The 23078-nt window shown below is 37.8% G+C and carries 23 protein-coding genes; 12 read left to right on the forward strand and 11 right to left on the reverse strand.

All coding sequences use genetic code 11. The features are described 5' to 3' along the window. Positions 1–180 precede the first annotated feature (180 nt). Positions 181–1128, forward strand: a complete 948-nt coding sequence (locus TEGAF0_RS10560; protein ID WP_264898146.1) for a UDP-3-O-(3-hydroxymyristoyl)glucosamine N-acyltransferase — start codon at positions 181–183, stop codon at positions 1126–1128. Here the strand turns inward: TEGAF0_RS10560 and TEGAF0_RS10565 are convergent. The 3 genes from TEGAF0_RS10565 to TEGAF0_RS10575 are packed head-to-tail and all read right to left on the reverse strand — an operon-like array spanning position 1123 to position 3177. Beyond that, positions 1123–2097: an NAD-dependent epimerase/dehydratase family protein gene (locus TEGAF0_RS10565; RefSeq protein WP_264898147.1), complete on the reverse strand. Its 975-nt coding sequence runs from the start codon at positions 2095–2097 to the stop codon at positions 1123–1125. The genes TEGAF0_RS10560 and TEGAF0_RS10565 overlap by 6 nt on opposite strands. Further along, a complete protein-coding gene (locus TEGAF0_RS10570; RefSeq protein WP_264898148.1) occupies positions 2094–2513 on the reverse strand; it encodes a Fur family transcriptional regulator in 420 nt (139 codons plus the stop codon). The genes TEGAF0_RS10565 and TEGAF0_RS10570 overlap by 4 nt, the downstream gene beginning before the upstream one ends. Positions 2514–2520: 7 nt before the next feature. Beyond that, positions 2521–3177, reverse strand: coding sequence for an SCO family protein (locus TEGAF0_RS10575; RefSeq protein ID WP_264898149.1), 657 nt, complete (start codon positions 3175–3177; stop codon positions 2521–2523). A gap of 82 nt (positions 3178–3259) precedes the next feature. On the opposite strand from TEGAF0_RS10575, the gene TEGAF0_RS10580 reads away from it, so the two are divergent. Genes TEGAF0_RS10580 through TEGAF0_RS10595 form a run of 4 tightly spaced genes read left to right on the forward strand, consistent with a single transcriptional unit; the run spans position 3260 to position 7765 of the window. Further along, complete coding sequence (locus TEGAF0_RS10580; RefSeq protein ID WP_264898150.1) at positions 3260–3652, forward strand: MerC domain-containing protein; 393 nt, start codon at positions 3260–3262, stop codon at positions 3650–3652. A gap of 38 nt (positions 3653–3690) precedes the next feature. Beyond that, positions 3691–4833, forward strand: coding sequence for an FIST signal transduction protein (locus TEGAF0_RS10585; protein ID WP_264898151.1), 1143 nt, complete (start codon positions 3691–3693; stop codon positions 4831–4833). A gap of 11 nt (positions 4834–4844) precedes the next feature. After that, on the forward strand, positions 4845–6362 hold the full coding sequence (locus TEGAF0_RS10590) for an ATP-binding protein (RefSeq protein WP_264898152.1): 1518 nt from the start codon (positions 4845–4847) through the stop codon (positions 6360–6362). Positions 6363–6370: 8 nt separating this feature from the next. After that, positions 6371–7765, forward strand: a complete 1395-nt coding sequence (locus TEGAF0_RS10595; RefSeq protein ID WP_264898153.1) for an MATE family efflux transporter — start codon at positions 6371–6373, stop codon at positions 7763–7765. Here the strand turns inward: TEGAF0_RS10595 and corA are convergent. Beyond that, positions 7762–8859 carry a magnesium/cobalt transporter CorA gene (corA, locus tag TEGAF0_RS10600; RefSeq protein WP_264898154.1) on the reverse strand — a complete coding sequence of 366 codons (1098 nt, stop codon included), beginning with the start codon at positions 8857–8859 and terminating at the stop codon, positions 7762–7764. The genes TEGAF0_RS10595 and corA overlap by 4 nt on opposite strands. A 54-nt stretch (positions 8860–8913) precedes the next feature. Here corA and TEGAF0_RS10605 point away from each other — a divergent pair, with 54 nt between their 5' ends. Next, the gene (locus TEGAF0_RS10605; RefSeq protein WP_264898155.1) at positions 8914–9885 is read left to right on the forward strand and encodes a YheT family hydrolase; all 972 of its coding nucleotides are present in this window, start codon (positions 8914–8916) and stop codon (positions 9883–9885) included. A 58-nt stretch (positions 9886–9943) separates the two neighbouring features. Here TEGAF0_RS10605 and TEGAF0_RS10610 read toward each other — a convergent pair whose 3' ends face one another. Further along, entirely contained in the window at positions 9944–10720 is a 777-nt protein-coding gene (locus tag TEGAF0_RS10610; protein ID WP_264898156.1) for a 3-keto-disaccharide hydrolase, read from the reverse strand. Between the two features lie 104 nt (positions 10721–10824). Here TEGAF0_RS10610 and TEGAF0_RS10615 point away from each other — a divergent pair, with 104 nt between their 5' ends. Then, a complete protein-coding gene (locus TEGAF0_RS10615; RefSeq protein ID WP_264898157.1) occupies positions 10825–11469 on the forward strand; it encodes a response regulator transcription factor in 645 nt (214 codons plus the stop codon). 2 nt (positions 11470–11471) lie between these two features. On the opposite strand, the gene TEGAF0_RS10620 is transcribed toward TEGAF0_RS10615, so the two are convergent. From TEGAF0_RS10620 to TEGAF0_RS10630, 3 genes are read right to left on the reverse strand one after another with little or no spacing between them, the layout of a single operon-like run. After that, positions 11472–12908: a TolC family protein gene (locus tag TEGAF0_RS10620; protein WP_264898158.1), complete on the reverse strand. Its 1437-nt coding sequence runs from the start codon at positions 12906–12908 to the stop codon at positions 11472–11474. Between the two features lie 10 nt (positions 12909–12918). Further along, positions 12919–16095 carry an efflux RND transporter permease subunit gene (locus TEGAF0_RS10625; protein ID WP_264898159.1) on the reverse strand — a complete coding sequence of 1059 codons (3177 nt, stop codon included), beginning with the start codon at positions 16093–16095 and terminating at the stop codon, positions 12919–12921. 7 nt (positions 16096–16102) lie between these two features. After that, complete coding sequence (locus tag TEGAF0_RS10630) at positions 16103–17257, reverse strand: efflux RND transporter periplasmic adaptor subunit (RefSeq protein ID WP_264898160.1); 1155 nt, start codon at positions 17255–17257, stop codon at positions 16103–16105. A gap of 177 nt (positions 17258–17434) precedes the next feature. On the opposite strand from TEGAF0_RS10630, the gene TEGAF0_RS10635 reads away from it, so the two are divergent. Together TEGAF0_RS10635 and TEGAF0_RS10640 are read left to right on the forward strand one after the other, a co-directional pair. After that, entirely contained in the window at positions 17435–18055 is a 621-nt protein-coding gene (locus TEGAF0_RS10635; RefSeq protein ID WP_264898161.1) for an acyltransferase, read from the forward strand. A gap of 133 nt (positions 18056–18188) precedes the next feature. Beyond that, complete coding sequence (locus TEGAF0_RS10640) at positions 18189–18959, forward strand: acyl-CoA desaturase (protein WP_264898162.1); 771 nt, start codon at positions 18189–18191, stop codon at positions 18957–18959. Here the strand turns inward: TEGAF0_RS10640 and TEGAF0_RS10645 are convergent. Genes TEGAF0_RS10645 through TEGAF0_RS10655 form a run of 3 tightly spaced genes read right to left on the reverse strand, consistent with a single transcriptional unit; the run spans position 18931 to position 20767 of the window. Then, positions 18931–19584 (reverse strand): hypothetical protein, encoded by a 654-nt coding sequence (locus TEGAF0_RS10645; RefSeq protein WP_264898163.1) that lies wholly within the window; start codon positions 19582–19584, stop codon positions 18931–18933. The genes TEGAF0_RS10640 and TEGAF0_RS10645 overlap by 29 nt on opposite strands. Continuing rightward, entirely contained in the window at positions 19581–20111 is a 531-nt protein-coding gene (locus TEGAF0_RS10650) for a GNAT family N-acetyltransferase (protein WP_264898164.1), read from the reverse strand. Before TEGAF0_RS10650 ends, TEGAF0_RS10645 begins: the two co-directional genes overlap by 4 nt. After that, complete coding sequence (locus tag TEGAF0_RS10655; protein WP_264898165.1) at positions 20108–20767, reverse strand: hypothetical protein; 660 nt, start codon at positions 20765–20767, stop codon at positions 20108–20110. The genes TEGAF0_RS10650 and TEGAF0_RS10655 overlap by 4 nt, the downstream gene beginning before the upstream one ends. Positions 20768–20813: 46 nt before the next feature. On the opposite strand from TEGAF0_RS10655, the gene TEGAF0_RS10660 reads away from it, so the two are divergent. The 3 genes from TEGAF0_RS10660 to TEGAF0_RS10670 all read left to right on the forward strand — a co-directional run bounded on the left by TEGAF0_RS10660 (position 20814) and on the right by TEGAF0_RS10670 (position 23077). Then, a complete protein-coding gene (locus TEGAF0_RS10660; protein WP_264898166.1) occupies positions 20814–21389 on the forward strand; it encodes a Crp/Fnr family transcriptional regulator in 576 nt (191 codons plus the stop codon). A gap of 96 nt (positions 21390–21485) precedes the next feature. Beyond that, a complete protein-coding gene (locus TEGAF0_RS10665) occupies positions 21486–21971 on the forward strand; it encodes a hypothetical protein (RefSeq protein ID WP_264898167.1) in 486 nt (161 codons plus the stop codon). A gap of 11 nt (positions 21972–21982) precedes the next feature. Continuing rightward, positions 21983–23077 (forward strand): alkene reductase, encoded by a 1095-nt coding sequence (locus TEGAF0_RS10670; RefSeq protein WP_264898168.1) that lies wholly within the window; start codon positions 21983–21985, stop codon positions 23075–23077. Position 23078 lies beyond the last annotated feature (1 nt).

The raw sequence follows: 23078 nt of genomic DNA on the forward strand, positions 1-23078 counted from the left end.
CTGAAACATTGATGAATAAAGGGTTTCATTAAATCTAATATTTTATGTTTACTTATTAGTTACAATTTGTTTTTCCTTTTTGAACCAGCATTTTGATAGATTTTTCAGTGAACCAATTTCAAAAAAAAATTTTCGGGAAAGCTTGTCTCACTACCTTTATCTCCTTAAAAAATCACTCAAATGAAGTTTCCATCTCCTGTTTCCGTTTCCTGGATGTCTGGTTTTCTGGATGCAAAAATTGCCGGAAATGTCTATGCAGAAATTTTAGGCATCAATGAAATTCATCGTGTAGAAAAAGGAGATATGGTCTTTGTTGATCATCCAAAATATTATGATACCTGTTTAAGCAGCGCTGCAGATTTTATAATCATCAATACAGAAGATGTAAAAATTCCAGAAGGCAAAACCATTTTTGTTGTTACTGATCCATTTGAATCGTACTTAAAAATTGTACAGCATTTCAGTCCTTTTTTACCGTCAACAAAATCAATTGATGATTCCTTAGTAGTTGGTGAGAATTCGATAATCATGCCCAATGTATTTATTGGGAAGCATGTAGTTATCGGAAACAACTGTATCATTCATCCGAATGTTACCATACATGATAATACAATTATTGGAAATGATGTAATCATACAATCGGGTACAGTAATTGGGGGAGATGCTTTTTATTACAATACCAAGAAGAATCGTCCTGTCTGGTATAAAAAAATGTTGAGCTGTGGCAATGTTGTTTTAGAAGACTTTGTAGAAATAGGAACCGGCTGTATGATTGACAGGGGAGTTACTGCAGAAACCAGAATTGGTCAAGGAACCAAACTGGACAATATGGTACATATTGGCCATGATGTAACTGTTGGGAAAAATTGTTTGTTTGCTGCCCAGGTGGGCATCGCCGGCGGAACCGTTATAGAAGACGGAGTAACTTTATGGGGTCAGGTTGGCGTTAGTAAAACACTCACGATAGGTGCTAATGCAGTTGTCTTGGCACAAAGCGGTGTTCCTTCTTCTCTGGTGGGTGGCAAAACGTATTTTGGTTATCCTGCGGAAGACGCTTCCATCAAGCGTCGCGAATTGGTATGGATCAAACGAATTCCTGAACTATGGAAAAAAGTGATGGAATCATAATTGATACTTTGCCTTTAATTCGGCACAAATCCTGTCTATGCTTGTTTTGAGCGGGGTATACGAAAAATCCGGAAATGACTGCAACAGTTTCGTATTGTTAAAAACCACTTTTGCTTGAGCTGTTTTGGCAGTTTCTTTGGTGAGCAATGGGTCTTTTCCCGTAAAATATGCTTTAATCGCTTCCCATCTCCATACGATTCCAGCCAAGAGGGGGGTTACTTTTTTGTGTGGCGGTTTCTTGTTAAAGCCAGTTGCAATCAACCCAAAAATATCTTTGTAGCCAGTGTTGTGACCGCTTACAATAAATCGTTCGCCATTTACATCGCTATTCATCAGTAAATACATGGCTTTTACAACATCAAATACATCTACAAAACCGCTGGTGCCTTCGGTGTACCAGGGAAATTCTTCGTAAGACGATTTGAAAATTCCGGATGATCCTCCATTCCAGTCTCCGCTCCCTAATATAATAACAGGGTTAACCACAACAACAGACAGCCCCTCACTCATACCTCTCCACACTTCCATTTCGGAGAGATATTTGGTTTTCCCATATTCACTGTTACTCGTTTCAGGAGTCCAGTTCATTGTTTCATCAATTGGTTTATCTTCTCTGATTCTACCCAATGCTGCTACAGAACTGACAAATAATAATCTTTTTACACCACTGTTAATACAGGCATTAACCACATTAGCAGTTCCTTCCACATTTGTATGAAACATGGACGCTTTCTTAGCCGGATTAAATGAAACAACAGCAGCACAATGATAAACCTGTTCTACATTTTGTAAGGACTCTTCCAGTGATACAATATCAAGTATATCTCCCTTTACCCATTCTACCCCTTCTGTATCAGCTATTTTTGGGGGATTGTTTCTGTATAAAGCCTTAACAGCATTACCTTCCCGGATCAACTTTTGTAATAAGTGTGATCCAACCAGACCGCTTGCACCTGTTACTAGTATCATTGCTCACATTTATTACAGGTTCCGCTAATTACTAGATCTGTTTGTTCAGCTTTAAAACCTTTTGGCAATTTTACTTTAGGTACACTTACTTCATCAATACAATAAGTTGTACCGCAATCATCACAGATAAAATGAACATGATCATCGTGGTGATGACCTGCTCCGCATTCGTCCTTGCATAAGGCATAGCGAACCGAATTATCTGCGGTTGGTATAGTATGAATGATTCCTTTTTCTACAAATGTTTGTAAGGTTCTGTAAATAGTAACCCTATCAAACTCATCACTACTTTTTTGTTCAATATCCCCATGAGCCATTGCATTGCCGGATTCCCAGAAAAGTCCAAGTATTTTTTTTCTGGCTTCTGTAATGCTTAGGTGATTCCTTTTTAATATGTCACTTATTTTATCCTGCATGTTTTCCCTAAGGATTATTGTTAAAGATACCGTTTACAAAATTACTGTTGGATGAACGTTCCAGTAATAATTCTTTGATATCTGTCTTCAGTTTTTCTATCTCATCTTTCTTGAGGCCGTCGTAAATCTGAGAACGCACTTTTCCATCTTTATCTACAAGGGCAAAGAATTGTGTATGAATAAACTGGTCTTCAATTTTCTGAACACTGTTTTTGGGGTCATCCAATAAATAAGCAGCTCTGGCCATTTGGTATAAACTATCTTTTCTGCCTGTTACCATCACCCATTTTCTGCTGTTAATCTGCATGGAATCTGAGTATCTCTTTAATTTCGGAACAGAGTCGGTTTCTGGATCGCAAGTATGAGATAAAATCATAAAATTGGGATCTGACTTAAAAGTGTCATAAATCTCTTTCATGTTCTTATTCATCTTTGGACAGATTCCCTTACAGCTGGTAAAAAAGTATTCTACAACGGTCACTTTACCCAATAAATCACGGTCAGTAAAAGGCAAACCTTCCTGTGTAGTAAATTGGAAAGGTTTTACATAGCTGATTACAGATAATTTTCTTTTCCATTTATCTGTACCTCGGAAAAGAAAAAAATAAAATCCTGCCAGTAAAATCAGAAAAAATCCTAGGTAGGCCAACACTCTCTTGCTCATATGCTTATTTATAGTGTAAAGGTAAGACCATTTTACAACAAATATTTTGCAACAAAGTTGCATTGATGTAATTTTGCAATTGATGAAGATTAAAATCAATTGGGACGCATTGGGAATAGTAGCTTCTGTGGCATGTGCGATACATTGCGCCCTGCTTCCTCTTTTTTTAAGCAGCCTCCCCTTATTCGGTGTTAATATTATAGAAAATATTCATTTTGAGTATTTCATGATTGGCCTAGCATTTATACTGGGTACTTATGCTTTATACCATGGTTTTAAAAAACACCATCACAGCTGGTGGCCGGTTATCTTATTCACGGCAGGCATTCTTTTACTCATTCTGAAAGTCAACTTTCACCAACTGGAATGGGTCTTACTAATACCTTCTGTTGGATGTATTGTGGTTGCTCACTTCCTCAACTTTAGACTTTGCAGAAAACATGACCATGCACACAGCGATGATTGTTCTCATTAACTGAAAAGGGTTATCTTTAAGGATAAAGCAATAGGTTAATGAAAACTGCCCAGCTTCAATATGGTTCGGGGAAATGGATTATTGGTGATTTACCAGAAGATTTTCCTGCTGAAAAAGCACAATTGGTTTTGGTTTTTGGATCTGGAGAACTGGTCACCAAAGAAACAATCTTTTCCTCCATTGAAGCGAGGTTTCCCAAAGCAGATATTGTTTCCTGTTCTACATCTGGTGAAATTCTACACAAAGAAGTGTACGACGATACGCTGGTAGTTACGGCTATCTATTTTGAAAAAGCAACAACCCAGGCTGTATCAGTAGATATCTCTCAGTCAGTAGATAGCTATGAAACAGGAAAAACCCTGATGGGAATGCTAAACCAAGATCAGTTGGTATCTGTATTTGTAATTTCAGAGGGTTCTTTTATCAACGGATCTGAATTGGTGGCTGGTTTTAATTCAGTAAATACGAATAATATTCCGGTAACCGGCGGTTTGGCTGGTGATGCGGCAAGATTTGCGAAAACGCAGGTTGGATTGAATAGTGCAGCTAAGGAAGGTACAGTAGTTGCCATTGGATTCTATGGCCAGGGATTATTGGTAGGACATAGTTCCTTTGGGGGATGGGATGAATTTGGTAAAGAGAGAGTGATAACGAGGTCGGTAAAAAATGTATTGTATGAAATTGACGGACAAAAAGCACTTGATTTATACAAGGAATACCTAGGTCCTTATGTTGATGAGTTACCGGGTTCCGCTTTATTATTCCCTATTTCATTACGTACAGATGACAGCACGAAGAATCTGGTAAGAACTATTCTGAATGTGAATGAATCGGATGGCTCAATGATATTTGCGGGAAATATGCCAGAAGGAAGCAAGATGCGATTGATGAAAGTGAACTTTGAAAAAGTAATTAACGGATCATCTGTTGCCGCTATCAATACGGCTTCCATGCACGAAAATAATAAAGCCAATCTGGCCATACTAATCAGCTGTGTTGGACGAAAATTGATTTTACAAGACAGAACTTCTGAAGAAGTAGAAGCTGCTCAGAAAGTATTTGGTGACCACACTACTATTACTGGTTTTTATTCGTATGGTGAGCTCTCGCCTTTTAATCCTGGTTCTAATTGTGAATTGCACAATCAAACCATGACCATCACTACATTTACTGAAATATAACAAAGAGTTCAATGCTATATCATAGCTTATTACAAAAGCAGATTACCCAGTTTCTGAATAGTGCTTTGGAGAGTAATCCAGATTTGGCTGATTTTTTGGATGCTATTAATAAAAGTTATAATTCATTTGAGAGAGACAGAAAAATTACTGAACATGCTTTTGATGTGAGCGAAAAGGAATATCAGCTTGCAACCAAAGATCTACAGACACAAAATGAAATCAGGCAACAATCAATCTATAAGTTAAAACAGGCTATCAAAGCACTGGATCCTGCCGCACCTCAGGAGTTTGATGAAGACAGTGATGATTTAATTGATATAATATCTTTTCTGGAAAAGCAAATTCTCAAGACAAAACAGCTGGAAGCTGATTTGATTTACGCCAAAGATGTTGCCGAAAAAGCAGCACAGGCTAAAAGTGAGTTCTTGTCTGTTATGAGTCATGAAATCAGAACGCCTCTGAATGCAATTATAGGAACCATCATGCTGCTCCAGTATCAAGATTTAGCACCTGACCAAAAGGAGCTACTGAATGTAATGGAAATTTCTTCAGAGAATCTATTGAGTCTTATTAATGATGTGTTAGATTTTAGCAAACTGGAAGAGGGGAAAATCATATTCGCTGAAAGGAATATAAATGTGCTGCATTTTCTGAAGAACATTAAAATGGCCAATCAGGTCAAGGCAGAAGAAAAGCGGAATAGAATTAAGATTACCTATGACGACGATATACCGGAATTTCTGGTAAGTGATGATGTAAGGCTTGGCCAAATATTAAACAACCTGATTTCTAATGCAGTAAAATTCACTAAAGACGGAACCATTACTATTAGAGTAGAACTGGTTGCTAATAACAAACAGGATGTCGATTTAATGTTTTCTATAGAAGACACAGGAATTGGTATTCCAAAAGAAAAACAACACTTGGTATTTGAGCGCTTTACGCAAGCTAATAATAATATAACCAGAGAGTTTGGCGGATCTGGACTTGGATTAACAATTATCAGAAGATTACTGCAATTGCAGGGTAGTGAAATTTATCTAGAAAGTGAACCTGGTGTGGGTTCTAAGTTTTTCTTCACCCTTAAATTTAAGAAAAGCAACAGTGAAATCAGGGAGGAAGCAAAACAAAGTGGAACAGAAAACAAACCAGATTTAACAGGGAAAAAAATACTCTTGGTAGAAGATGTGGAGTTTAACATTATGGTTGCCATGCGAATGTTAAAAAACTGGCATGCGGAAGTGGATCTTGCTGAAAACGGTGCTATTGCAGTGGAAAAAGTTAAAGAAGAGAAATACGATTTGATACTAATGGATATTCAAATGCCGGTAATGGATGGATATACTGCAACTAGAAACATCAGAATGTTCAATACGGAAGTGCCTATCATTGCACTAACAGCTTCTGTTATTACAACTGATATTGAAGCTAAAGCAAAACAGATAGGAATGGATGGCTGTTTGTCTAAACCGTTTAATCCAAATACGCTTTATACTATCATCATGGACAATATAGTTCCATCAGCATAATCAAACAGATGAGTCAATCAATGGGTGGAACCAGAATTCGTTTTTGGTACGATTTGTTCAGGGAATCTTTGAACAGCGAACACAAGGATTTTACAAAAGGCAGCTTAAGAAAAGCCATTTTTTTATTGGCGGTACCGATGATTCTTGAAATGTGCATGGAATCTGTTTTTGCTGTAGTAGATATCTTTTTTGTCAGCAAACTGGGATCGGCTGCAGCTGCAACAGTAGGCTTAACAGAGTCTGTTTTAACCATTATTTATTCTTTAGCTATTGGTCTCAGTATGGCTGCAACAGCAGTAGTAGCCAGAAGAGTTGGCGAAAAGAATCATGAAGCCGCAGCAGAAGCAGGAGCACAAACACTGATTATTTGTCTCATAATTAGTATGATGATTAGTGTGATTGGTGTCTTTTTTGCGGCTGATATTTTAGCGCTGGTAGGAGCGTCCCCTGAAATTTTACAAATAGGTTCAACCTATGTTTCCATTATGCTGATTGGAAATCTGGTTATTATGTTACTGTTTTTAATTAATGGTATTTTCAGGGGAGCGGGCAATGCGGCCATGGCTATGAAAAGTTTGTGGCTGGCCAATCTTTGTAATATTGTTTTGTGTCCTGTAATGATTCATTTTTATGGTTTAACCGGAGCGGCCATTGCAACAACAACCGGTAGAAGCATCGGCGTTCTTTATCAATTGTATAATCTTCAGAAAGGGAAAGGAATTATCCAGATGAAATGGAATCATTTTAAACCCATCTGGTCAATTATTATTTCTATTGTAAACATAGCTTCAACCGGAGCCCTGCAATTTATCATTGCATCTGCCAGCTGGATTTTTATGGCTAAGATTATTTCAGGTTATGGCAGTGATGCAATTGCCGGATACACCATTGCCATCCGCTTAATTATTTTTTTCCTGATGCCCGCCTGGGGATTAAGCAATGCAGCTGCTACGTTGGTTGGACAAAATCTGGGGGCGAATCAAATAGAAAGAGCAGAAGCTTCCGTTTGGAAAACAGCTCAATACAATGCTGTTTTTATGACCATAGTTTCCACACTGTTTATTAGTGCAGCCCCATTCTTTGTAGGGTTGATGAGTCATGAGCCAATGGTAATAGCTACCGGGGCCAGTGCATTAAGAATTATTAGCTTTGGATATTTATTTTACGGTGTTGGTATGGTAATGATGAATGCCTTTAACGGAGCAGGGGATAGCAGAACCCCAACCGTTATCAATTTTTTCTGGTTTTGGATTTTTCAAATTCCAGTTGCCTATTATTTATCAGGAGCAGCCAACTGGGGCACCGATGGCGTTTTCTGGGCAATTGTTATAACTGAAACTGCTGTTGCTATAACGAGTACTGTTTTATTCAAAAGAGGCAGGTGGAAAACCGTAAAAATTTAAAACCAACCCCGCTTTCTGAAAACAAATACCATTATCAGTGGTACAATAATCATTAATGCTGTTGCAATATAAAATCCATTGCTTTCATGAGCATAGGGAATGATATCGAAGTTCATTCCAAATATGCCTCCAATTACAGTGGCGGGCGCAAGCAAGCAGGTAACGATTGCCATTACTTTCATTACTTCATTCATCTTCAGATTAACATTGCTCACATATAGGTCGTGAAGGTTGAGCATCATATCCCTATAGCTTTCTGCCAGGTCATTTGCCTGAACTATGTGGTCATAAATATCTTTGAAATATTTCCTTGTCTTGTCTTCCAACAAGTGACTATCAGTTTTTACAAATCCATTGACAATATCCCTAACAGGTCCAACATTTCTTTTTAACACAATCAACTCTTTACGAAGCGCATTAATTTCCGCCAATGATCTTTTGTTACTGCTTCTGATAATTCGTTCCTCCAGTAATTCAATTCTATCCCCAATTTTATCCATCACCAGATAATAGTGGTCAACGATCATATCAATTAATGCATAACACAAATAATCAGCTCCGCTCTGCCTTAGTTTAGAGTCACTGAGCTTTAATTTTTCACGAACCCCGTCAAAAACATCTCTGCTGGCGTCTTCCTGATAAGTGATAACATAATCTTTTCCGAGAATAATACTGATTTGTTCCGTTTCTACAGTAGCAGTCTGTTCATTGAAGTAAAGCATATTCAACAAACAATATAATACGGGATGAATTTCATCTATTTTGGGTCGTTGACCTACGCTTAAAATATCTTCTGCAATTAAATAGTGAATACCAAAATGGTTGCATAAAAGCTCTACTTCATTTTTTCTGATACCATCCACATTTATCCAACTAATCCTGCCATTGTCTTTGAATTGCTCACAGGATTCAATTCTGTCATAGTTGCTCTCATTAATTACCCCTTTATCAAAATCAAAAACAGAAACTACAATATGATCTGCTTCTTTTCTTTCCGGATTAACCGTAGGATTTACTTTAAAAATATCTCTCGTGCGTCTGGTATTAAATAACGCAAGCGGATTTAATAATTTTAAATACTGGCTTCCTGTCATAGACTGAAGTTAATTAAAATGAGGTATTTAATACCTTCACGCATAAATTGACTCATGCCCATAGTACATTCAACAAATTTTAAACCCCCTGTCCTTCAATACAACGGGCATTGGCAAAGTATTTATCCCAGCTTGTTCAGAAAAGTTGCTTTCACTTATGCCAAAAGAGAAAGGCTTGAATTAACAGATGGTGATTTCTTGGATCTGGATTGGTCTGTGTCTGAAAGAAAATCGGACAAATTGGTTATCATCACCCATGGTTTGGAAGGAGACTCAGGCAGGCATTATGTAACGGGTATGGCTAAAATATTTACAGCCAATGGATATGATGCACTCGGTTGGAACTGCCGGAGTTGTGGCGGAGAATTGAACCGATTGGCAAGATTTTATCATCATGGAGATGCAAGTGATTTAAAGACAGTTATTCAGCATAGTATTCAGCAGTATGGCTATAAGCATATTGTGTTAATTGGATTTAGCATGGGTGGAAGCTTAACCTTAAGAGCCGTATCTGAACATCCGCTGGAAGTTCCCTCAGCGGTAAAAAAAGCCATAGGCTTTTCTGTACCCTGTAGTTTAAAGGGAAGTGTAGATGCATTGTCTACTTCGGCGAACCGGATTTATTTAAACCGATTTTTAAAAAAGCTCGGAAAGAAAATAAAAATAAAAGCAAAGCTTTTCCCTGATCAGATTGATGCAACAGGCTATGATAGTATCAAAACTTTTATTGAATTCGATAATAGGTATACAGCCCCACTTCATGGTTACGAAAATGCACTTGATTTTTATGAGAAAGCCAGTGTGGGTCCAATATTACACAAGGTAGCCGTACCGTCTTTGATAGTACAGTCGGTTAATGATCCTTTTTTATTACCGAATTGCATGCCAATAGATACAGCAAAAGAGCATCCTCATTTGTTTCTCGAAATGCCTCAACAGGGTGGCCATTGCGGCTTTATGATCAGAGGAAATTCCTATACATGGGCCGAAATCCGTGCGCGGTCTTTTGCAGAAAATGGCGAATAATCGGCTTAACATTGTCATTATGAAAAGCTATTATCTTAGTTGGCAAGTGCAATAAAGATTATAAAGGTCTTATCCAGATATTTCTAAAGCTAACCGGATTGCCGCCATCCATTCCATGATCTTGTATAACCAGAGATTCTTTCTCAGCGTGTTTTTTGTAAGAAGCAGGTCCAATCCATTCTGTACCCCCTAAAATAGTTACATTGTTCTGTACCAATACTCCATTGTGTAATACAGTAATAGTAGCTGGCTGCTGTAAAGTCCCATCCGAGAAAAAGCGGGGTGCATTAAAAATAATATCATAGCTCTGCCATTCACCGGGTTTTCTGGAGGCGTTTACCAGCGGTATATGTTGCTTATAAATACTTCCTGCTTGCCCATTGGAATAAGTAGGATTGTTATAGGAATCCAGTACCTGTAATTCATACTTACCCATTAAAAAAATACCACTGTTGCCTCTGCTCTGACCATTTCCAGCAATGGCCAAGGGAGATCTCCATTCTATATGCAACTGGCAGCTGCCAAATTTGTCTTTGGTTTCAATATCACCTGATCCTTTCACCACATTTAAAATTCCTTGTGCATCCACTTTCCAGCCAGGCAATCCTCCGCCTTTTTTCTGAAAGGCATTCAGGTTTTTACCATTGAATAAAACAATGGCATCGGAGGGAGCTTCACTGGCTGATTTTCCCGGACTAACCATAACAGGAACAGGTTCCCATACTTCAGTTTTTTTGGATTCTTTCATTAAGCTGTCCATGTTAAGCTTTTGTTGTCCATAGCTACTGCTCATTAGCAGAAGACCAGTAAGGGTGGTAATAACGGTGTATTTCATGTTTCTAATATCGTGAAAAAACGCTAAATAATCGTAATAATACTATTGTAATTGCCTGTTAAGTGATAGAATTTAGACATCCTTTTTCACTAAAAACTAATTTTATGCAAACAACGATTACCGTATTTATCGCCGATAATCAAATGATGTACAAGCTTGGTTTAAAAACAGTACTCCAGGCTTTTCCTACAATTAAATTGGTTGGCAACAACGAGTTTAAAGAGAACTGGGTGAATGATATAGTTGAAGCCCGGCCAGATGTAGTATTAATCGATTTAGAATCGGACTCTCCGGAAGTAACCAAGCATATATTGAGCCATTCCCCCGACACAGCTGTTATTTTTCTATCCTATCAGATAACGCATCAATTAATGTTTCAGTTATTGGAAGCTGGCACTATGGGATTTGTTTCCAAACAAGCCAGGGAAACGGAAATCATGGAGTCGATTCAAACCTGTTATGCGCACAAACATTACTTCTGTAAAATAAGTGCAGAGTGTTTAAGTTATATCGTTGCCAATAATTATCAATTACCTACTAAGGTATCGGCGAATTTTACAGAACGGGAATTACAAATTATTGAGCGTATCTGCAATGAAAAAACCAGTAAGGAAATTGCCGGTGAACTACACTTGAGTAAAAGGACCGTTGAAGGACACAGAATCAGGATTATGGGGAAACTGGGCGCCAAGTGCAGCGCAGGTATTGTTACCTACGCCATTCAAAACGGACTTTACCAACAAGCCTGATTTTAATTCCAACCACCCCCCAATGACCTATATAAGTTAATCAGGTAAACAAAAACAGTTTTCTTGGAATTGATTTGATCCAGTTCGGCTTCCAGAACACCTCTTTGTGCAGTCACTACTTCCAGATAAGTAGCTGCTCCACCCATATAGAGGTCATTGGAAGATGCAACAGCTGCCTGTAAACTCTTTGTTTCTTGAACTTTAAGGTCATAAATTTTATTGTACTGGTCTATTCCACTAAGATTGGTTTGCACTTCATGGTAGGCATAGACAATTTGCTTTCTGTACAATTCAAATGCTTCCTGCTGAGCAGCACTGGCCAATTGATAATTTCCCTTTAACATGTTTTTGCTTAGAACAGGAGTAACAAGACCACCCAATAATCCATAGGTTAAAGACTGAGGGCTAAAAAGTACAGATGTTTTGAAGCTGTTTAATGCAGTATATGCGCTTATATTCAGTGAGGGCAAAAATGCTTTTCTGCTGGCTTCAACTTCAGCTCCAGCAGCTTCCAATAGTAATTCAGCTTCTTTAATATCTGGTCTGTTGGCTAATAATTGAGCAGGTATGCCAATTTGCATTTCTCCAGGTAGTTTTAAATCGGTGATGCCAGCCCCTCTTTTGATTTTGAAATCGTATTTGCCGGAAATGGCACTTAATAGATTTTCAGTAGCAGTAATCCGTTGTTTCATCACATTCAGCATACTCTTGGTTCCCAGTAACTGTGCCGTAAATTGCTGAACTGCGAGCTCTGTTGCCCTTCCCCCAACTTTTTGAATTTTTACAATTTCCACTCCATTTTCCTGAAGTTTAATATTTCGTTGTAATATTTCTAATTCCTTATCCAAGGCTAAAAGTTCGTAATACAGTTCTGCAACCTGAGAAACCAGTTGAGTAGTAACCCATTTTCTTGCTTGTTCAGTTGCAAGGTATCGGTTCAGTGCTGCTTTTTTCCGGTTTGATAATTTCCCCCAGACATCTGCTTCCCAGCTACTTCTGAAACCTACAAACAAGTCAGGCATATTCAAAGGTATCTGTTGGTCTTTCCGGATATTGGGAGAAAGGTTCATATCATAATTACCCAGGCCATTCATGGTATAATCTCCAAATTTGTCTACCCCAGTTGACACGATTGCATCCAATCCGGGTTTGGTTAAACCCTGCGCTATGCCTACACCAGCTTTTGATGCAGCAATTCTTTGTACAGCAATTCTGATATCTGCATTATTGGCAATAGCAGTATCAATTAATTCCTGTAAAGCCGGATCAGGAAAAAATATTTTTTTAGGAAGAGACGCAATATTTACACTATCAGTTGATTGCAGAAAAGCTGCAGGCAGAATCTCTGCTTTATTAATGGAAACGGGCTTGGGCATGGCACAGGAAATAGCTATGATTGTTATTCCTGTATATAGTAAATATTGAAAATGTTGCTTCATAAAATAATTTCTATCTGTCAGATAATTGTTCAGGATGATCAATCTCAGGTACGATGGCTACCGATGATTTTTTATTGGAAAATTTTTCCGAGAGTTCTGCAAAAATCACATAGAGTCCAGGAATAATAATTACTCCGAATATGGTTCCGAATAACATGCCTCCTGCAGAAGCTGTACCAATGGATCGGTTTCCGATGGCACCAGCACCAGTTGCAATCACCAGCGGAATCAATCCTGCAATAAATGCAAAAGAAGTCATCAGAATAGGCCTCAAACGAGACACGGCACCTTCTTTGGCAGCCTCGAGAATACTGAAGCCCTGTGTTCTTCTGAGCATGGCAAACTCTACAATCAGAATGGCATTTTTCCCCAATAATCCAATCAACATAACCAGGGCTACTTGAGCATAAATATTGTTTTCTAATCCTAGTGCTTTTAAAGCGAGGAATGCTCCAAAAATTCCAGTTGGTAAAGAAAGAATTACTGCAAATGGCATTAAGAAACTTTCGTACTGCGCGGCTAGAATTAGGTAAACAAATAATAAACAAACTATAAAAATAGAAGCTGCCTGGCCGCTGGAAGCCACTTGATCTCTTGTAATGCCAGACCATTCGTAACTATATCCTCTTGGCAATTTTTCTTTCGCAACTTTTTCAACAGAAGCAATTGCCTCCCCACTACTGAATCCAGCACCTGCATCCCCGTTTACCATTGCGGAGGTATACATATTATAGCGAGTTAGCTGTTCTGGTCCATATACTCGCTCTAATTTGATGAATGTCCCATATGATACCATTTCACCTCTGTCATTTTTGACGTACATATTCATCAGGTCATTTGGCTTGGCTCTATAGTTGGGGTAGGCTTGTACCATCACTTTATACATTTGCCCAAAACGAATAAAATTGGTTGCATAGTAACTACCTATTAATGTTTGTAAGTCGCTCATTGCATTATCTACAGATACTCCTTTTTTGGCAGCCATATCATAGTCTATATGAATCATGTACTGAGGAAAACTTGGATCAAAACCAGTATAAGCTGCTCCCACAACTCCTGCTGCCTTAATGTCTTCAATCAATTGATTGGTTACAGTTGCAGTTTGCTGTAAATCCCCTGTGCCTGTTTTATCAATCACTCTTAATTCAAAGCCACTGGTATTTCCAAAACCAGGAACGGTAGGTGGAGGCATGAATTCAATATTTGCATCTTTAATTTTGCTAGTCTTATCTCTTAAAACGGGAATGAGTTCCGCAACCGTTAAATCTCTTTCTTTCCAGGGCTTCAGGTTAATCATCATCATTCCGTAAGACGCACCTGCAGCTTCGGTAATTAAGCTATAGCCACTAAGGGTTGTAATATTTTCAACGGAAGGGATTTCTTTGATTACTTTTTCAAGTTGCACTAGAACATTTTCCGTTCTTTCAACCGTTGCACCTGCAGGTGCTGAAACGTTTACATAAATTATCCCCTGGTCTTCTGTTGGAATAAATCCACCTGGAAGAATACGATTGATTCCTGCAGTACCAATAAAAAATAAAGCGAGTAGTGAAATGGTTATTATTTTTCTGGCACTGATCCACGAAACCAAATTCATGTATTTATTTTCTGTAGAAGCATACCCCTTATTGAAGGAGGAAAAAAATCTGCCTAATAGATTTTTTCTCTTTGGTTGTCCATGGGTGTTTTTAATGAGTAAAGCGCAAAGTGCTGGCGTTAGGGTAAGGGCATTGATACCTGATATTACAATTGATACCGCCAATGTTAATGAAAACTGTCTGTAAAATACACCCGCTGGTCCTGAGAGAAAAGCTACGGGAATAAATACCGCAGACATCACTAAAGTAATTGCGACAACAGCACTGGCAATTTCTTTAATAGCAGCCAATGTTGCATCCATGGCATTCAAATGTTGCTCTTCCATCTTAACGTGTACTGCTTCCACTACTACAATGGCATTGTCTACCACAATACCAATGGCCAACACCAATGCAAATAAGGTTAGTAGGTTAATGGAGAAGCCCATGACTTGCATGAATGCTAGCGTTCCAATCAATGCTACTGGAACGGCTAATGCAGGTATTAAAGTAGATCTAAAATCTTGTAAGAAAATAAATACAATGATGAAAACGAGGATAAATGCTTCTATCAATGTTTTTACAACCTCTCGAATAGAAGCATCCAAAAATCGGGATACATCATAGGCAAAATTGTATTTCATTCCGGGAGGGAAAGAGCTTTCTTTCAATTCTGCCATCCTAGCTTTTACTTTTGTAATAACATCTTTTGCATTAGAGCCCGGTCTTTGTTTTAGCATGATAGAGGCAGACGGCTTTCCATCCGTTTTAGAAATCATACTATAGGTCATTGCACCAAACTCAATGTCGGCAATGTCTTTCAGGTATAATATGGAGCCATTATTCTCTGCTTTTACCACTACATTTTTATATTGATTCGGCTCAAAAAATTTACCAGTATAGCGTAAAATATACTGTAAGCTTTGTGGGTTTTTACCTGAGCTCTCACCCGTTTTACCAGGAGCAGCTTCTACGTTCTGGTTTCTTAATGCATTTATGACATCTTGTGCAGAGACATTATAGGCCAACATACGATCTGGCTTTAACCAAACACGCATAGAGTATTCTTTTTGTCCCATGATTTCAGCAAACCCAACTCCATCAATACGTTTTAATTCCTGTAGAATATTAATATCTGCAAAGTTGTAAATGAATTGTTCATCCGCTGCTGTATCCTCACTCATAACATTCAGATAAAGCAACATACTGTTTACATCTTTCTCTGTAGTAACACCTGCTTTAATTACTTCTTCTGGAAGTTCATCTAAAACGGTACTAACCCTATTTTGAACACTAACAGCTGCAACGTCAGGATCGATCCCCACTTTAAAAGCTACTGTTATTAGCGTAATACCGTTGTTGCTGGAAACGGATGACATATAAGTCATTCCGGGTACTCCATTGATGGCTCTTTCCAATGGCGTTGCAACGGCTTTCGCACATACTTCTGCGTTGGCACCCGTATATTTCGCTGTTACAGTTACAGAGGGGGGAACAATATCTGGGAACTGTGTAATAGGTAATGTAAATAATGACAATACTCCCAGTAATGTAATAATGATGGATATGACCAGTGAAAGAACCGGCCTTTTGATGAATGTCTCTAACATGATTTGCTTAGTTGATAGTTAAAGCCGTTTGCATTAAGCTGTCTAAATTCATTTTTACAGGTTTTATTTTTGCACCCTGTCTAATGCTTTGAACGCCTTCGTAAACAATATTCTCTCCAGGTTTCAATCCTGCTTCAACAATATAATATTGGGCAACTCTTCTTCCAGGTTTAAAAGCCCGCATTTGAATTGTATTGTCTTTATTTACAACAAATACAAAGGTTTTGTCTTGAATTTCAAACGTTGCTTTTTGTGGAATAATAATGGCATTATCAACCTCTGTTGTTAATCTTGCCTTCCCCGAAGCACCATGTTTTAATAGTTTACTTGGATTAGGAAATCTTGCACGGAAGGCAATGGCACCTGTATTTTCATTGAATTCACCGTCACTTGTTTCTATTTTACCTGTGAAGGGATAAGGTGTTCCATCCGCTAATACTAGATTTACTGGTTTGTTTTCATGAACACTTTTTGAAGTATTGTTTTTGAATCTCAAGTATTCATTTTCTGAAATATTAAAATAGGCGTAAACATTGTGAATGTCTGAAATAGTCGTTAGTAATGCACCTGGATCAATTAAGCTACCCATTTTCAAAGGAATTCTATCGATGATACCATCAAAGGGAGCTTTGATAAATGTATAAGAGAGCTTGGTTTCTGCACTGGTTTGTGAAGAAAGTGCTTCCTCAATCTTTGCTTTAGAAGCTGCTACTTTTGAAGCAGCTAATTCATATTCTGTTTTTGAGATCACATTTTTCTCCACCAGAATTTTTGTTCTGCCTAATTCTAGTTCGGCTGCTTTTGCTTCGGCCATTGCATTGGAAACCGCAGCTTTAGCTTTGGCTAATTCGGTTTTATATTCAAGGTCATTTATTTGGAACATGGGTTGTCCTTTTTTTACCTCCTGACCCTCATCTACAAATATTTTTTCAAGGAAACCTTGCACCCTTGCTCTCACTTCCACATTTTTTACAGCCTGAATATCTGCAACATAGTCGGTTTGTAATACGGTATCTTTTTGAACTACTTCTACAACTGGAAAGCTGGGTATAAGCTCTGCCGTACCTGCTTTTTCCTTGGTTTCACATCCTACCAATACAACTATGGTTAAGAGACATAAAGGCGAAAAACCTTTAAAAAGGGCTGAAAAATTGATTTTCATGGATTATTTTGAATTAAATAAGCTACAAATATACCGTTTTAATGTTTTTTTAATGTTTGCATTTATAAATGGTAGTTATTACGGTGTTAAATCGGTAAATAGTAAAAACATCCCACTTTGTCTGTGGCTTCAACAAATAAAATTGGCATAAACCAGAACAGATGATATTTTTATAGCATGAGCTTTATTGAACGCATTAAATCAAATCCTAATTTAAAGAAGTGGGTATACTGGATGATGGTCCCTGCAAATAGCCCTGGCTGTAGACTTTGGGTTAGGATTTTTATGAATCCTTTCGTTCACAAAGTGTCTAGAAAATCAGTCATCAGGGGAAATGCCAGATTAGATTTGGCCCCATGGAAGATGTTTTCCTTGGGTAAAAAAGCTGTTATAGAAGATTTTTGTTGTGTTAACAATATGGTGGGCGATGTATATATAGAAGAAGATGTTCATGTTGGACTCAGTAACACCATTATTGGTCCTGTAACAATCGGGGCCAACACCATTATGGCTCAGAATATTGTTTTGTCTGGACTGAATCATGGGTATGCCGATCCTGATATCCCAATTAAAAATCAAAAGGAAACAACAGCCCCGATTGTGATTGAAGCAGACTGCTGGATTGGAGCAAATGCCGTTGTGGTTGCAGGTGTTACTGTAGGAAAACATTCTATAGTTGCGGCAGGATCTGTCGTTACAAAAAATGTACCACCCTATTCAATTGTCGGTGGAAATCCTGCTCGGATTTTAAAACAGTACAACCCCAATTCCAAACAGTGGGAAAAATTTGTCGGTTAGATATATTTTTTTTTATGCTTTGATACTCTGGTGTGTAATTGCAGACAATATGGATCTGCAAAAAAGTCAACAGCTAATTTTTATATCTCTAAATGCGCAATATTTGCAACCTAATTGAAATCCTTTCCATTCTATGGTTGCCATTATTGTTTTTCTAGTACTTCACTGGTATTTATCTCTTTTCGGACAAACTTTTTATTTACACCGATACGCGGCTCACAAAATGTTTACTATGAACAAGTTTTGGGAAGCATTCTGGTACGTGTATACTTGGGTTACGCAAGGCACATCTTATTTGAATGCCAGAGCTTATGCTATTTTACACAGAATGCATCATGCGTATAGCGATACAGAAAAAGATCCGCATACCCCACATTTTTTTAAAGAGGTATTCTCTATGATGTGGCATACCAAAAAAGTATACCACGGAGTATTAAAAGGGACGATGCCCATTGAGAAAAAATTTGATAAAAATTTTCCAGTCTATCCAATCATTGATAAAATAGCTGATAGTTGGTTTACTAGAATTTTCTTTGCAATAGGCTATGTGGTTTTTTATTATTTCTTTGCAACAGAATGGTGGATGTATCTGTTCTTGCCAATTCACTTTTTAATTGGCCCAATTCAAGGTGCGGTTGTAAACTGGGCTGGTCACAAATATGGCTACAGGAATTATCCTGATGAAAAAGATCATTCCAAAAACACATTAATTATTGACTTTCTGATGATGGGTGAATTGTTCCAAAATAATCATCATCATGCAGGAGCAAGACCCAATTTTGCCAATAAATGGTGGGAGGTTGACCCTTGTTATCCCATCATCAAATTATTTCATTGGTTGGGCATCATCAAACTGGTCCCTATCAAGGCAACCATTAATCACGACTCCAGATTTCATAAATAGCTTCGCCTTTAGAGCTGAAGCCACTATGATGCCATTTGCCTTCTTCTATTTTAGCTGAAAACTGAAGGGAAGCACCAACTCTGCTGCTATCCCTGCTGAAGAACTCAATATGCTCAGTATACTTGCCATTGATAAACTGATAAGTGCCACCTCCAGTTCCGGAGAATTCCCCGGTTTCAATATTGATAGCAAACCACTGAAAACGGGTGCCGGTTAATAATTTGTAAGTGCGTCTGGCTCTCAATGGATTATCGGTGATTTGATCTCCTGTCTTTCTTCCGCTTATTCGCCAGTTGCCTGCTAGCGCATTCTCTCCTTTATCAATTAAATCCAAATTTTTAATGTTGAATGATATTTCCCTGCTTTTGCCAACAACTGATTTATCTCTTGAATCGAAATGAGTCAATACGATTAATTTATTACCCTCTTTGGTAAATGGTCCGCCCCAGGTATAGTCAAATGCTTTGGTGTTTACATTGAATTTGGTTTCTACAAAATAACCGTCGATTAAACTATATATTATCTCAGCACTTTCTTTGCTTCTGTATGAACCCTTAAGGGGTTGCTGAGCCTGTGCATCAAAACCAATTAAGAAGATAAATAGTAGCAGATAGCATGTTTTCATAGATATCGTTTATTTTCAAGTTTCATTAATAAGTCCGTTTGTATGTCTTCACCTAACGTAAACTGATGACTGCCAAAAACCTTGAATCCATATTTTTCATAAAAGTGAATTGCTCTTTCATTTTTCTCCCAAACCCCCAGCCAGATAAAAACAGGATTCATCTTGTAGGCAATTTCCAATGCGGCATCCATTAAAAAAGCTCCCAATCCCTTTCCAAGATAGCTATTCAGCACATAGATTCTTTCAATTTCAAAAGCTGATGCGTCAATTTGTTCGGTTTGTGCCAAACCCCAATTTAGTTTAAGATATCCAACAGCCTGATTGTTAATTTCAGCAAAATAAAATGCTGAATCAGGGTTCTGTATTTCTCCGGATAACTTATCTAATGAAAGCTGCTCATGAAGATATTTATTCAGGTCCTCTGCAGAATTATGTGCTTCGAAAGTTTCTCTGAATGTAGTTCTGCTTATATTCTGAAGTTCATGAATATCAGAAGGCTCTATTTTTCTTAACGTGTAAATGCTCATAGTTGATTCTGAATAAAAAACTGAATGGCTTGTTCTTTTTGTGTTTCACTGATATCTGCCAAAATTATTTTTCTGGCATACTCAATATTGAGTGCTACTGTCTTTCTAATACGGTTAAAATCGGTAACCGGTATCTGTGCTATCAATAAGCTTTCTTTTTGTTTCCGGGCTTCTGCATCAATAATCATGTCAGCCTGTCTTCCATTGATGCCCAGTTGATCAATTAGTTTTTTCCTGTATTTTGATTTATACCCTGTTATCAGTTGTGCTTTTGACAATGTATCGTATGCACTATTAGGGCTTAGTTGGGTAATGGCACATCCACTGGCATAAGTTCTGTTCAGGATTGACTTGGCTTTATCACCAATGATGGATATCGCTTTGTATTTTTTTAGCACTTCCTGATTAACCTCATTAACCGTTGCAAATGTGTCATTGGTATTGGCTTCAATTTTAAGTTTCTGTAAAGTTGCCCAATAATTGATTTGTCCAACTTTGTTGGCAGTTTCTTCTGATATACCCAACTCCTTCATCAGAAATGATTTCTCACAATATCCAAATAGCTCCAACTGTTCTTCCGGGCTCCAGTTTTGTGATAAAGCAGGGCTTAGGTTGAAAACAATGGAACCAATAAGGCATACAAGTACTTTTTTCATATGTTCCTTTTTATTTTGTGACTCTTATTAGTGTAGCTTTGACCTAATGTTCGAAGTATTTTTTTTACAGGTTAAAGATAAAGTCTTGATTTCCGAACAGGATCAAAACCTTGTTAAAACCTTTTTCTCCCCTAAAAAGATAAGAAAAAAGCAATACTTGTTGCAAGAGGGAGACTTGTGTAAGCATCTGGCATTTGTAGAAAAAGGACTTTTGAGGTCGTATAGTGTAGACGAAAAGGGTACTGAACATATGATTCATTTTGCTTGGGAGGGATGGTGGATGGCCGATATTCTCAGTTTTCTTTCGGCTGAACCATCCACTTATTTCATAGATGCTTTAGAAGAGTCAGAATTACTGCTGATTAGTTTGCAGGGATTTGAAGAAATGCTTTTAAAAGTTCCTGTGATGGAGAGGTATTTCAGAATTTTATTTCAAAATAATATTATTTCAAAAGAAAGAAGATTAATTCAATCGCTTGCCTATTCAGCTGAAGAGAAATATTTACATCTTCTCGCAAATAACCCACAGCTGGTTCAAAAAATTCCACAAAACCTTGTTGCTTCTTATTTAGGAATAACACCTGAGACACTTAGCCGAATTAAACGAAAAATTACCAGGTAGCCGAAGGTTTAATTGATATAGATCAAGTTGATTTCTTGTTGTATCTCAATTGTGTTCGAATAAATCCATCCTAATTTTGCATCTCAACATAAATAGATGCAGTACAACAATATTGTAGCCATTCTGGGAGCAAATTCAGCTGCGGGAAAGCAAATTGCCGAATGTATATCTAAACAGTATCCTGTTTTAATAATGGATGCTAACAAAGAAGTACTGCTCCAATCGCAGAAAGCTATTCAATCAAAACACCCTGCTGCTAACATTACTATTCTTGAATGTAGTAAAGAGGCCTCGTGGGAAGCAGATATTGTAATTATTGCAGTTGAAAAGGAAGAAGAGCAACAACAGATTGCTGAAAGAATCAATGAATTCACAACCTGTAAAATAGTCATACAAATTAGACCTGAAAATAACCCAATGCTGCACTTACAGCATAAATTACCTTATGCTAAATTCATATTGGTAGACTGGGGCAATACAGCTGCAATTGTAGAAGGAAAAGATGAAATGGCATTGTCTGTTACCGGAGAAATTATCCATCTGTCAGGGCTGAAACCCATTTTTAAAAAGTCATTAATTTAATCAATATACATATGAGTACTAATGTTTTGTTTACGCCTTATCAGTTGGCAGATGTAAACTTGAAAAACAAAATGGTTATGGCACCTATGACCAGAAGTAGAGCGGATAATGCTGGTGCCGTTCCTAATGCATTGATGGCTGAGTATTATGCTCAAAGAGCAACAGCTGGTTTAATTATTACAGAAGGCGCGCCTGTTAGTACATGGGGTGTGGGATATATTAATGTGCCTGGTATTTACAGTGATGAACAAGTAGAGGGCTGGAAACTGGTAACCAAAGCTGTTCATGAAAAGGGAGGAAAAATTTATGTACAGTTATGGCATGTTGGAAGAATGTCTCATCCTGATTTTCATAATGGAGCTTTGCCACTGGCACCATCAGCCTTGAATCCAAACGAAAAATCATACACGAAAAATGGGTTCACTGATACAGTAACTCCACGTGAAATGACAATTGCTGATATCAAACAAACTGTTCAGGACTTTAAGAACGCAGCAGCAAATGCTGTTAAGGCAGGTTTTGATGGAGTTGAAATTCACGGAGCTAATGGGTATCTACTGCAACAGTTTTTTAATGCAACCTCCAATCAAAGAACGGATGAGTATGGAGGATCTGATGAAAACAGAGCAAGAATCCTTTTTGAGATTCTGGATGCATTCAAAGAAGTAATTGATTATAAGAAAGTAGGTCTTCGTTTAAGTCCATGTCTAAATGGACTGTTTGGTATTGCAATGGATGAAAGCACTATTCCAACGCATGAATACATTGTAAAACGTTTAAATGACTATGGTCTGGCTTACTTACACTTAACAGAGCCTTTTGTGCCAGTAGATCATTTGCCTTTTGCGGTGACGGAAGTGGCAAAGCATTTCAGACCACTTTACAAAGGTACTTTAATCATCAACAGAGGATTTAATAAAGAAACTGCAACGGCCGTATTGGAAGCCGGCGATGCCGATTTAGTGGCATTTGGTGTGCCATTTATAGCTAATCCTGATTTAGTAAAAAGATTTGAAACAGATGCTGCATTAAACGAAGTAGATAATCAAACTTTTTATACACCTGGTGAGAAGGGGTATACCGATTATCCTTTTTTAACCGCTTAAA

It is taken from the genome of Sediminibacterium sp. TEGAF015 (assembly GCF_025997995.1).
Lineage (GTDB): Bacteria > Bacteroidota > Bacteroidia > Chitinophagales > Chitinophagaceae > Sediminibacterium.